The organism is Leucobacter soli, from assembly GCF_042659205.1.
Classification (GTDB): domain Bacteria; phylum Actinomycetota; class Actinomycetes; order Actinomycetales; family Microbacteriaceae; genus Leucobacter; species Leucobacter soli.
Genome location: NZ_JBHSRW010000063.1, coordinates 1 through 11645, shown reverse-complemented (window position 1 = coordinate 11645; position 11645 = coordinate 1). Strand labels below are relative to the sequence as shown.

Annotated in this window: 13 protein-coding genes; 4 read left to right on the top strand and 9 right to left on the bottom strand. The window is 68.4% G+C overall.

Annotation, left to right across the window (positions count from 1 at the left end; all coding sequences use genetic code 11):
• Positions 1-86 precede the first annotated feature (86 nt).
• The 7 genes from ACFPZL_RS06045 to ftsY form a co-directional block, all read right to left on the bottom strand.
• Entirely contained in the window at positions 87-644 is a 558-nt protein-coding gene (locus ACFPZL_RS06045) for an RNA polymerase sigma factor (RefSeq protein ID WP_218113887.1), read from the bottom strand.
• Positions 645-707: 63 nt separating this feature from the next.
• Complete coding sequence (gene trmD, locus ACFPZL_RS06040; RefSeq protein ID WP_218113886.1) at positions 708-1412, bottom strand: tRNA (guanosine(37)-N1)-methyltransferase TrmD; 705 nt, start codon at positions 1410-1412, stop codon at positions 708-710.
• Positions 1409-2023 (bottom strand): ribosome maturation factor RimM, encoded by a 615-nt coding sequence (gene rimM / locus ACFPZL_RS06035; protein ID WP_218113885.1) that lies wholly within the window; start codon positions 2021-2023, stop codon positions 1409-1411. The genes trmD and rimM overlap by 4 nt, the downstream gene beginning before the upstream one ends.
• Positions 2023-2295, bottom strand: a complete 273-nt coding sequence (locus ACFPZL_RS06030; RefSeq protein WP_382334888.1) for an RNA-binding protein — start codon at positions 2293-2295, stop codon at positions 2023-2025. Before ACFPZL_RS06030 ends, rimM begins: the two co-directional genes overlap by 1 nt.
• Positions 2296-2298: 3 nt before the next feature.
• Positions 2299-2745 carry a 30S ribosomal protein S16 gene (rpsP, locus tag ACFPZL_RS06025; protein WP_218113883.1) on the bottom strand — a complete coding sequence of 149 codons (447 nt, stop codon included), beginning with the start codon at positions 2743-2745 and terminating at the stop codon, positions 2299-2301.
• 174 nt (positions 2746-2919) lie between these two features.
• The gene (ffh, locus tag ACFPZL_RS06020) at positions 2920-4524 is read right to left on the bottom strand and encodes a signal recognition particle protein (protein ID WP_218113882.1); all 1605 of its coding nucleotides are present in this window, start codon (positions 4522-4524) and stop codon (positions 2920-2922) included.
• A gap of 26 nt (positions 4525-4550) precedes the next feature.
• A complete protein-coding gene (ftsY, locus tag ACFPZL_RS06015; protein ID WP_218113881.1) occupies positions 4551-5426 on the bottom strand; it encodes a signal recognition particle-docking protein FtsY in 876 nt (291 codons plus the stop codon).
• 300 nt (positions 5427-5726) lie between these two features.
• On the opposite strand from ftsY, the gene ACFPZL_RS06010 reads away from it, so the two are divergent.
• The 4 genes from ACFPZL_RS06010 to ACFPZL_RS05995 are packed head-to-tail and all read left to right on the top strand — an operon-like array spanning position 5727 to position 9833.
• Positions 5727-7085: a branched-chain amino acid ABC transporter permease gene (locus ACFPZL_RS06010; protein ID WP_236021688.1), complete on the top strand. Its 1359-nt coding sequence runs from the start codon at positions 5727-5729 to the stop codon at positions 7083-7085.
• A 9-nt stretch (positions 7086-7094) separates the two neighbouring features.
• Complete coding sequence (locus ACFPZL_RS06005) at positions 7095-8084, top strand: branched-chain amino acid ABC transporter permease (protein ID WP_218113880.1); 990 nt, start codon at positions 7095-7097, stop codon at positions 8082-8084.
• On the top strand, positions 8077-9072 hold the full coding sequence (locus tag ACFPZL_RS06000) for an ABC transporter ATP-binding protein (RefSeq protein WP_218113879.1): 996 nt from the start codon (positions 8077-8079) through the stop codon (positions 9070-9072). The genes ACFPZL_RS06005 and ACFPZL_RS06000 overlap by 8 nt, the downstream gene beginning before the upstream one ends.
• Positions 9069-9833 carry an ABC transporter ATP-binding protein gene (locus ACFPZL_RS05995; RefSeq protein ID WP_218113878.1) on the top strand — a complete coding sequence of 255 codons (765 nt, stop codon included), beginning with the start codon at positions 9069-9071 and terminating at the stop codon, positions 9831-9833. The genes ACFPZL_RS06000 and ACFPZL_RS05995 overlap by 4 nt, the downstream gene beginning before the upstream one ends.
• 120 nt (positions 9834-9953) lie before the next feature.
• Here ACFPZL_RS05995 and ACFPZL_RS05990 read toward each other — a convergent pair whose 3' ends face one another.
• Positions 9954-11228 carry an ABC transporter substrate-binding protein gene (locus ACFPZL_RS05990; RefSeq protein WP_236021687.1) on the bottom strand — a complete coding sequence of 425 codons (1275 nt, stop codon included), beginning with the start codon at positions 11226-11228 and terminating at the stop codon, positions 9954-9956.
• A gap of 147 nt (positions 11229-11375) precedes the next feature.
• A partial coding sequence (locus tag ACFPZL_RS05985; RefSeq protein ID WP_382334884.1) for a response regulator transcription factor occupies positions 11376-11645 on the bottom strand: 270 nt, incomplete at its 5' end.

The window sequence follows — 11645 nt, the reverse complement described above, 5'->3', positions numbered from 1 at the left end:
GCCTCGGCGCCGGCGCGCGGTGCGACGCACCCGCCGCAGCACACCCCTGCCGAGGGCATCGTATTCCTCGGGAGTCGGTTCACTGCTCATGCCCGCCCCTCCTCGGTCTCCGCTTCGAGGCGCACCCGCACCGACTTGCGCGCACGGCTGAGCCGGTTCCGCACCGTGGCGTGCGTCGAGCGGAGCCGATCCGCGGCTTCCTGGTAGCTCGCCCCCTCGACGAGGCAGAGGTGCACGATCTGCCGGTCGATCGGTTCGAGCCCGCCCAGCGCCTCGGCGAGGGTCGAGGCGAGTTCGCCCCGGACCACGGCCTGTGCGGGGTCGGCGCGGTCGTCGCCGAGTTCGTCCGGCAGCTCCGATGCCGCGCGCCGCGCCTGGTAGCGCCGGCGGTTGCGCGCGAGGTTCTTCGCGGTGACGAGCAGCCACGGCAGCGCCGAGTCGCCGACGATCCTGACCCCTCGGCGCTTCCGCCAAAGGGTGAAGAACGTGTCCTGCAGCACCTCTTCGGCGTCCGCCCGCGAGGCGGTCTCGACGTAGCCCTGCGCGTAGACGGCGCGCCGATGCCGCGCATAGATCTCGGCGAGCGCGACCTCGCTGCCCGCGACGATATCGGCGAGCAGCGTTGCGTCGTCTGTGTCTTGCACCCGAACACGACCTCCCTCATACCAGGGTATGTCCGGCAGGGGCCGTATCGTCTCGGATCCGCCTCAGGCCCCCGGCGGCAGGAGGTCCGGGCGCACCCGGCGCGTGCGCTCGATCGACTGCTCACGGCGCCAGGCCGCGATCGCCGCGTGGTTGCCGCTCAGCAGCACGGGCGGTACCTCGCGGCCGCGCCAGACCGCAGGCTTCGTGTAGCTCGGATACTCGAGCAGCCCGTCCTCCTCGTGCGATTCCTCGACGAGGCTCTCGGGGTTGCCGACGACACCGGGCAGCAGCCGCCCGATGGCCTCGATCATGGCGAGCGCCGCGACCTCCCCGCCGTTCAGGATGTAGTCGCCGAGGCTGACGAGCCGCACGCGGCCGCGCTCCGCGAAGGCGTCGAACACCCGCTGGTCGATACCTTCGTAGCGACCGCAGCCGAACACCAGCTGCCGCTCCCCCGCGAGTTCGCGGGCCATCGACTGCGTGAAAACCTCTCCCGCGGGTGAGGGGAAGATGAGGAGCGGATCCGGATCCGCTCCCTCGTCCGCGAGGATACCGTCGAGCGTCTCGCCCCACGGCTCCGGCTTCATCACCATGCCGGCGCCGCCGCCGGTGGGCGTGTCGTCGACCGTCCGGTGCCGATCGTGGGCCGCGTCCCGCAGGTCGTGGACGCGCACGTCGAGCAGGCCGCGATCCCGCGCCTTGCCGAGCAGCGAGAGCTCGAGCACGTCGAAGTAGCCCGGGAAGATCGTGACGACGTCGACCCTCACGACTCGTCGCCCTCCTCGGCGGTCACGGCCTCGCTCTCGTCGAACAGCCCCGCGGGCGGGGTAACGATCACGACACCGGCCGCGATGTCGACCTCGGGCACGATCGCCTCGACAAAGGGCACCAGCACGGTGCCGTCCGCCGTCCGTACGGCGAGCAGATCCTGCGCGGGGAAGTGCTGCACCTCGGCGAGGGATCCGAGCACGGGGCCGGTGGCCGAGTCCTTCCGCACCTCGAGCCCCACGAGCTCGTGGTCGTACCAGGCGTTCTCCTCCTGCCCGGCGGCGACGGCGGACTCGTCGATCCAGAGGATCGCGCGAACGATGCTCTCGGCCGCGGTCCGGTCGGACACCTCCTCGAAGAAGGCGACGGGCACGCCGTTGAACCAGCGCAGCTCGCGCATGCGGATCGTGAGCTCGAACCAGGGCGAGTCCTCCGGCACCTGCAGGTGGAAACGCGCCCCGGGAGTGAACCGCAACTCGGGGTTGTCGGTGTAGAGCTCGATCTTGAGGCCGCCCTTGAGCCCGTGGGGCTTCGTCAGGCGACCGACGCGCAGGCTCCCCGGCCCCAGTTCGGGGCGGGGAGCCTGCGGGCGTCCGTCAGCCGGCGACATCAGGCGCCGGCGGTACCGTCGAAGCCGTCGGCGTCGGTATCGACCACGTCGATCCGCACCGAGCGGCCGTCGCCGAGTGCGCCGATCACGGTGCGCAGGGCCTGGGCCGTGCGTCCGCCCCGGCCGACCACCCGGCCGAGATCGCGCGGATGCACGCGCACCTCGAGCAGTTCGCCGCGCGCGGTGTCGCGGTTGTCGACACGGACCTCGTCCGGATGGTCGACGACGCCGCGCACCAGGTGCTCCAGCGCCTCCGCGAGCGAGCCGGCCATGTGCTAGCCCTCGGAGTTCTCGGCGTCGGCGGCCTCGGCGACCTCAGCGGTCTCGGCCTCGGCAGGAGCCTCTTCGGCCTTCGGCGCCTCGGCGGGCTTCTCCGCTTTGGGGCGCAGGACGGGCTTCTTCGCGGCGTCGGCCTCGAAGACGGCCTTGGCCTCGGGCGCGAGGACCTTCGACTCGGTATCGCCCTCGCCGGTGAACTTCGCCCAGTCGCCGGTCAGCTTGAGGATCGCCGCGACCTGCTCGGTGGGCTGCGCGCCCACGCTCAGCCAGTACTGGGCGCGCTCGCCCTGGACCTCGATGAACGAGGGGTTCTGAGTCGGATCGTACTTGCCGATCTCCTCGATCACGCGGCCGTCGCGCTTGGTGCGCGAGTCGGCGACGACGATGCGGTAGTAGGGTGCCCGGATCTTGCCGAGGCGCTTGAGACGGATCTTGACGGCCATGTTGCTCCTTGATTGGTCGGTGTCGCCGCGCCGGGAACGGCGCGGAAGCTCAGTCCGCTGCGGGACACGAAGGCGCGTGAGCGCGAACCGGTCTATCCTCGCACGTCAGGAACAGTAATGCAAACTTTGTCGCGATCAGGTATTTTCTTCCAGTCGGGCGAGGATCTGATCCGGTTATCGCCCGCCGCGGAGCATGTTCTGGATCGCTTCGAGATCCTGCTGGCCCGCTGCACCGGCTCCGGTCGATCCGCCCGCGGCTCCCGCCGCGCCGAGTCCGAACCCGGATCCGCCCGCCCCGGTCGGGGTCGTCGGCCGGCCCGCGGCCTCCGCGGCGCGCTTCGCCGGGTTTCCCGAGCGCTTCGCGCCCTTGCCCTTGGCCTGCTGCTTCTTCTTCCCCGCGTAGCCGCCGCCCATGCCCGGCACCGGCCCCATCCCGGGGATCTGCGGCACACCACCCTTGGCGACGGTCTTCATCATCTTCGCGGCCTGCTCGAAGCGGTTGACGAGCGAGTTGACATCGGTGACCGTCTGGCCCGATCCCTTCGCGATGCGCAGCCGCCGCGAGCCGTTGAGGAGCTTCGGGTTCCGGCGCTCATCCGGCGTCATCGACTGGATGATGGCCTCGGTGTGCAGGATCTCGCGCTCGTCGAAGTTCGCGAGCTGATCCTTCATCTTGCCCATGCCGGGCAGCATGCCCATCATCTTCTGGATCGAGCCGGCGCCGCGCAGCTGCTGCATCTGCTTCAGGAAGTCGTCGAGAGTGAACTGATCGCTCGCGATCTTCTCGGCGACCTGGCGCGCCTCCTCCTCGTCGAAGGCCTGCTGGGCCTGCTCGATGAGGGTGAGCACATCGCCGAGGTCGAGGATCCGGCTCGCCATGCGGTCGGGGTGGAAGGGCTCGAAGTCGCCGAGTCCCTCGCCCGTGGAGGCGAAGAGGATGGGCTTGCCGGTGACGCCGCGGATCGACAGCGCCGCGCCGCCGCGGGCGTCGCCGTCGAGCTTGGTGAGCACCACGCCGGTGAAGTCGACGCCCTCCTGGAAGGCCTGCGCCGTGGCGACCGCGTCCTGGCCGATCATCGCGTCGATGACGAAGAGCACCTCGTCGGGGTCGATCGCCGCGCGGATGTCGCCCGCCTGCTTCATCAGCTCGGCGTCAACGCCGAGACGACCTGCGGTGTCGACGATCACGAAGTCGTGGTGCTTGGATCGCGCCTCGGCGACGCCGTCCCGCGCGACGCGCACCGGGTCGCCGACAGTGAGGTCGCCCTCGACGCCGGTGTTCCCGGGGTGGGGCGCGTAGATCGCGACGCCGGCCTGCTCGGCGACGACGCCGAGCTGGGTGACGGCGTTGGGGCGCTGCAGGTCGCAGGCGACGAGGAGGGGGGTGTGGCCCTGGTCCTTCAGCCACTTCGCGAGCTTGCCGGCGAGGGTCGTCTTGCCGGCGCCCTGCAGGCCGGCGAGCATGATCACCGTCGGCGGGGTCTTCGCGAACTCGAGGCGCCGCTGCTCGCCGCCGAGGATCCCGATCAGCTCGTCGTTGACGATCTGCACGACCTGCTGCGCGGGATTCAGCGCCTTGTTGACCTCGTCGCCGAGGGCGCGCTCGCGCACCTTCCCGGTGAAGTCCTTGACCACCTCGAGCGCGACGTCGGCCTCGAGGAGCGCGCGCCGGATCTCCCGGACCGTCCCGTCGACGTCGGCGGCCGAGAGCTTGCCCTTCGTGCGCAGCTTCGCGAAGGTGTCGGTGAGTCGCGCGGAGAGGTTTCCGAAAGTTGCCATAGTGCTCCTGATCCTACCTTCCGGTCCTAGCCGACCAGCTGCTGAGCGAAGACGTGGGGGGTGAACCCGGTCAGGTCGGCGATCCCCTCGCCCTGGCCGACGAGCTTGATCGGCAGACCCGTCTTCTGCTGCACCGCGAGCACGAAGCCGCCCTTGGCCGAACCGTCGAGCTTCGTGAGGACCAGTCCGGTCACCCCGGCATGCTCGATGAAGGCATCGGCCTGCGCCAGGCCGTTCTGCCCCGTCGTCGCGTCGAGCACCAGCAGCACCTCGGAGACGGGCGCCAGCTTCTCGATCACGCGGCGGACCTTCGCGAGCTCGTCCATCAGCCCGCCCTTGGTCTGGAGCCGGCCGGCGGTGTCGATGATCGCGATGTCGTGGCCCTCTTGCACCGCCCGTTCGATCGTCTGGAAGGCGACCGACGCCGGATCCTGCCCCGGCTGCTGCGGTCGCACGATGTCGACGCCGGCGCGTTCGGCCCACGTGGCGAGCTGCTCGACAGCGGCCGCGCGGAAGGTGTCTGCGGCACCGACCACGATCCGCTTGTCGAAGGTGCGCAGATAGTTCGCGAGCTTGCCGATGGTCGTGGTTTTGCCGACTCCGTTCACGCCGACGACGAGGATCACTGCCGGGCGTTCCGAGAGCCGGAGCGTCGGATCGAAGGCGGCCAGGCGGTCTTCGATCGCGTCGCGCAGCATGCGTCGCAGCTCGACGACCTCGGAGACGCGATGGCGCTCGACGTCGTCGCGCAGCTGGTCGAGGATGGACTCCGCGACCTCGGGCCCGAAGTCGGCGGTGAGCAGCGCCGACTCGAGATCGTCCCAGGTCTCCTCGGTGATGAGTTCCGGCCCGCTGAAGAGGTTGCGGAACGCTTTCGAGAAGGACCAGGATCGTTCGGACATGCCCCCAATCGTAGCCCGGACTCCCCCACCCCGATCGGTTGCGCCGACCTCTCGCCTCGGGCGAACGCACAGCTTGCCGGCATGATACGCACATGCAATGCATAGCTGTGTCGTGCCGCCCGAATATTCCTGTTTGGTCACGAAGATATGTAGCCACCCCACATTTCTCGACGGAGCACGCCGACAGTCCGCTACGATTCCAGAGATGCGGCGCGCGCAACGGAGCGGCGCGCCAGATGACTCGGAGGCACCGTGACACCAACAACGGCCCTTTCGCCGAGCAGTAGACGCCCGATCGGCTTGATCCTGCTTCTCGGCCTCATCGCCGCCCTTCTCGGCGGCCTGTTCACCGCACAGCCGGCTCACGCCGCGGATCCGTGCGCGCCGGATGCGGCGACGGCCTGCATCCAGGGCACGATCAAGCTGAGCTCGGGCGAGCCGGCGGCAGACGTCGAGCTCTCGCTGAGCGGGAACGGCGAGGCCCAGACGACGACCACGAACGACGAGGGGCGCTGGGACTTCACCGTCACCGCCACCGGCACCTACGCCGTGACTCTGAACCCGGAGAGCCTGCCCGAGGGGCAGTTCTTGAAGAGCGTCGGAACCCGCGAGGTGACCGTCGAGTTCAACGGCTTCAAGAGCGCACTGTTCCCGCTCACCGACGACCCCGAGGGCGGCGGCGACGACGCGGGAGCCTCCGGGGGCGGGGACGGCGCCGGGACCGACGGCGGCACCGCCGTCGAATCCGACGGGAACAGCAGCACCTCGGTCAGCTCGTTCTCCTGGCCGCGCTTCTGGCAGCAGTTCGCGTCGGGCATCCGCATGGGCCTGCTCATCGCACTGGCCTCCCTCGGACTCTCGCTCATCTTCGGCACGACCGGCCTCAGCAACTTCGCTCACGGCGAGCTCGTCTCGCTGGGCGGGCTCAGCGCCGCGCTGTTCATGGGACTGACCGGGAATATCTGGCTGGCCGGCGCCCTCGCTGTGCTGGCCCTCGCAGCTTTCGGCTTCGTGCAGGACAAACTGCTCTGGAAGCCGCTGCGGAAGCGGCGGCTCAGTCTGATGCAGATCATGATCGTGTCGATCGGCCTGTCCATCGTCATCCAGTACCTGTTCCAGCTCTTCTTCGGCACCGGTGTCATCCGCATCGACACGTCGACGCCCGCGACGGTGAACGTCTTCGGCGTGATCCTCACCGTCCAGTCGCTCGTCGCGATGGGGTTCTCGATCGTGGCGATCATCCTGGTGGGTCTCGGCCTCATGTACACGCGCTTCGGCCGGGCCACGCGCGCGATCAGCGACAACCCGGCGCTCGCGCAGGCCTCCGGCATCAACGTCGACCGGGTCATCAACATCGTCTGGATCGTGGGCGGCGGCCTCGCCGGCCTCGCCGGCGTATTCCTGGGCCTGGTGTTCAACGGCATCACCTGGTTCACGGGCGGGCAGATGCTGCTGCTCTTCTTCGCCGCGGTCACCCTCGGCGGCCTGGGCACCGCATTCGGCGCCTTCGTCGGATCCATGATCGTGGGCATGATGGTCGAGCTCACGAACATCTGGCTGCCCGGCGACCTGAAGTTCGCGACCGCGCTGATGCTGCTGATCCTGCTGCTCCTCGTGAGACCGCAGGGCATCTTCGGTCGAAAAGAGCGGATCGGCTAGGAGCACATCATGGAATTCTTGACTGATCTCGGATCGAGCGTCCTCTACACGCTCCTCTCGCCCACCACCGCCGCGTTCGTCCTCGCGGCGATCGGCCTCAACATCCACTTCGGCTTCACCGGCCTCATGAACTTCGGCCAGGCCGGGTTCATGCTGCTGGGGGCCTACGGCTTCGGCGTCTCGGTGAGCTACTTCGGGCTCGGCTTCTGGCCGGCCCTGCTCGTCGCTGCCGCGGCCGCCGTGGTGTTCGCGCTCATCCTCGGTATTCCGACGCTCAAGCTCAGAGGCGATTACCTCGCCATCGTGACGATCGCTGCCGCGGAGATTCTGCGGATGATCTTCAAGATGAATCTCCTCGCGGATATCACCGGCGCCTCGAGCGGCCTCCACAGCCGGGAGTACAGAGACGTGTTCAGCGCGCTCTCGCCGCTGCCCGAGGGCACCACCACGATCCTCGGCATGACGCTGACGAACACCGGCGGCAACGACTGGTGGACGCGCATCGTGGGCTGGTCGCTGGTCGCGCTCTTCCTGCTCATCGCGTGGCTCATCATCCGCAGCCCCTGGGGCCGCGTGCTCAAGGGCATCCGCGAGGACGAGGACGCCGTGCGCAGCCTCGGCAAGAGCAGCTACGCCTACAAGATGCAGGCGCTCGTCATCGGCGGCGTCATGGGCGCGTTCGGCGGAATCATCTGGACGCTGCCCTCGTCGATGCACCCCGACATGATGGGGCGCGCGATGACCTTCAACCTGTGGATGATCGTCCTGCTGGGCGGGGCGGCGACCATCTTCGGTCCCCTGCTCGGCACGCTGATCTTCTTCGCGCTGCGCATCACACTCGTCACCGCGGCGTCCGAGTTCGTGCCGAGTTCCGTCCTGACCGCAGACCAGACGGACAAGCTGGCCTGGGCGCTGATCGGCGTCGCGCTCATGCTGCTCGTGATATTCAGACCGCAGGGCATCCTCGGGAACAAGAAGGAGTTGTCGTTCAATGTCTGAGACGCAGGCGCCGGCGAAGCCGCCGGCCGACGAGAACTACCCCTACGATCGCGAGGCGCTGAGGGCGCAACTGCGCACGCTCGAGCAGACGCCCGGCGTGTCGAAGCCGGATCCGATCCTCACGGTGGAGAGGATCGAACGGCGCTTCGGCGGCATGACGGCGGTGAACGTCGAGCACCTTGAGGTGCAGCGCGGGGCGATCACCGCGCTCATCGGGCCGAACGGCGCCGGCAAGACGACCTTCTTCAACCTCATTACCGGTTTCGACCAGCCGTCGAACGCGAAACGGCTCATCGGCGGCGGCGACGCGCAGTGGACCTTCAACGGACGGACCATGCGCAGGACCGGCGCCTCGCAGGCGGCCCGAGCCGGCATGGTGCGCACCTTCCAGCTGACCAAAGCGCTCAGCCGCATGACGGTTCTGCAGAACATGCTGATAGGCGCGAACAACCAGCCGGGCGAGAACCTCTTCGTCGCCCCGTTCAAGCCGCTCTGGGCGGCGCGCGAACGGGAGAACATCGAACGGGCGAAGGATCTGCTCACGCGATTCAAGCTCGACGCGAAGATCGACGACATGGCGGGCGACCTGTCCGGCGGCCAGAAGAAGCTGCTCGAGATGGCGCGCGCGCTGATGTCGAATCCGGCGATGATCATGCTCGACGAGCCGATGGCCGGGGTGAACCCGGCGCTGACGCAGAGCCTGCTCGATCATATCCAGGCGCTGCGCGACGAGGGCACCACGGTGCTGTTCGTCGAGCACGACATGCACATGGTGCGGCACATCAGCGACTGGGTCGTGGTGATGGCTCAGGGCGAGATCATCGCCGAGGGCCTGCCCGAGACGGTGATGACGAGCCAGGCCGTGGTAGACGCCTACCTGGGTGCGCACCACGACAAGGACCTCGGCGACGACGAGGCCATCAACACCGCCGTCATCCGGGCGATCGAGACCGAGATCGCCGAAGAGGTCGAGGAGGAGAGCCGATGACCGACCCGAAGCTCGTCGTGAAGGCCGACAACCTCACCGCCGGCTACCTGCCCGGAATCAACATCCTGAACGGCTGCACGCTCGAGGCGTACCAGGGCGAACTGATCGGCATCATCGGCCCGAACGGCGCCGGCAAGTCGACGCTGCTCAAAGCGCTCTTCGGCCTGGTCGACATCCGCGACGGCTCCGTCACCCTCGACGGCGAGGACGTCACGAACACCGCCACGAACCAGCTCGTGAGCAAGGGCGTCGGGTTCGTGCCGCAGACCAACAATGTGTTCCCCTCGCTCACCATCGAGGAGAACCTGCAGATGGGGCTCTTCCTGAAACCGAAGGAGTTCGCGACCCGGCTCCAGGAGATGTGGGAGCTGTTCCCCATGCTCGTCGACCGGCGCAAGCAGCGGGCGGGCTCGCTCTCGGGCGGGGAGCGGCAGTCCGTCGCGATGGCCCGTGCGCTCATGATGGATCCGAAGGTGCTCCTGCTCGATGAGCCGAGTGCGGGCCTCTCCCCCGTGCGCCAGGACGAGACCTTCATCCGCACCCGCCAGATCAACAAGACCGGCGTGACGATCATCATGGTCGAGCAGAACGCGCGCCGCTGCCTGCAGATCTGCGATCGGGCCTACGTGCTCGACCAGGGACGCAATGCGTACGAGGGTCCGGGGCGCGAGCTCGCGAACGATCCGAAGGTCATCGAGCTCTATCTCGGCACGCTCGCCGCGGACGTCGAGGCGAAGGCCGCCGGGGGCACTGGAGCCTAGGCACCTCGCTCGGGTACCGGCGCACAGGCACCGGCGCAGCCCGCTGAACTCCTCCGCATACACGAAGAACCCCCTCCCGGTCGGGAGGGGGTTCTTCTTCGTTCGGCGAAGGGGGCGCGCTTAGAGCTGACCCTCCTCCGAGCGGACGAACACCGGAGCGTTGCTGTCGGCACCGTACTTGTAGATGCCGATCCACGCGGTCGAGGGATCGTTCTGCTCGTTCAGCGGGCCGACTCCGGCGCGCGCGACGTAGTGGATCTCCTCACCGGCGGCGATGAGGTCGCGGCACTCGGCGAAGGTGTTGCACTCCGTGCCGCCGTTCGCGCCCGACACCGCGCGCAGCTGCGCCTGGATCGCCGCGGCCGACGCGTCGCCCGCCTTCTCGGCCGCGAGCGCGACCAGGTTGACCAGGTCGTAGGCCTCCGGGCCGTAGGTGGTGTCGGCGAGCTCGCCCGAGGTGTAGGCGTCGATCAGCTGCTGGCGGAAGTCCTCGTCCACCTCGTAGCCGGGCTTGGTGCCCTGCGCGCCGTCGAGCACGCCCTCGTCGAGGTCGGTGAAGTCGACCAGGTTGCCGTCCACCAGGTAGACGTTCGACAGGTCGAGGCCCTGGCTCATCAGCTCGGGCAGGATCGACTTGACCTCATCGAAGGTGATGATGACGATCGCCTCGGCACCCGAGTCCTTGAGCGCGGTCACCTCGGCCGAGAAGCTGTTGGTGTTCGCCGCGAACTCGGCGTTCGTGCCCTTGCCGCCGTAGACGACCTCGGCACCGCCCTCTTCGACGAGCTCCTGCACGCGATCGCGCAGGCCGGTGCCGTAGGGATCCTGGAAGGTGAGGAAGCCGACCGTCGCCTTGCCGTCGCCGAGGATCAGCGAGGCGAGCGTCGATCCCTGGATCGAGTCCGAGGGGGCCGTGCGGAAGTAGAAGGGGCTCACGCCGGTCATGATCGCACCGGTGTTCGAGGGCGAACCCATGAGGATGCCGGCGCCGGTGATGTCCTCGTAGACGTGCTGCGACGAGCCCGTGCTCATGGCTCCCAGCACGAACGCCGCGTCGCTCGCGAGAATGTCGGCCGCCGATGCCTCGAGCGTCGGGCGGTTGTCGCCGTCGGCCTCGTTGCCCTCGTAGACGATCTCCACGGGGTTGCCGAGCACGCCGCCCGCCTCCTCGATCTCCGACAGGGCGAGCGAGATGCCCGCTTCGACCGGAGGCAGCAGGAAGTTGAGGCCGCCGGTCAGCGGCAGCAGGGTCGCGATCTTGAGCGTGTCGACGGTCTCGGTGCTCGAGCCGTCGTCGCCCGGCTCCTCGGCCGCGGGAGTGCTGCTGCAGCTCGCGAGCAGCAGAGCTGCGGCAGCGGTGAGAGCGAGTGCACTCGCAGTACGCTTCATCTTCATTGACGATGCCTTTCTTCGTCGGAATTCATCGGAATTCGTCTGGTCGCGGAGTTGCGACACTGCGCCCGAGCCTAGGGCAGGTTCGATACCCGGAAGAACGGAAACGGAGAACTGTCGGCCAAGTGTTAACTACTTGTGACTTATGCGTCAGCGAAGTCCCGCCTCGTAGGCGAGTATCACCGCATGCACGCGGTCGCGGAGACCGAGCTTCGTCAGCACCCGCCCCACGTGCGTCTTGACCGTCGACTCGGAGAGGAAGAGCCGCTCGCCGATCTCCGCGTTGCTGAGCCCCTCGGCGATGAGGCCGAAGACCTCCTGCTCGCGGTCGGTCAGCTCCTCGAGCACCACTGAGCCCCGAGCCGCCGGATCGGTGCCGCTCGCGCCGCCCGCCCCGTCTGCCGCGGTGCCGTCGCGGCC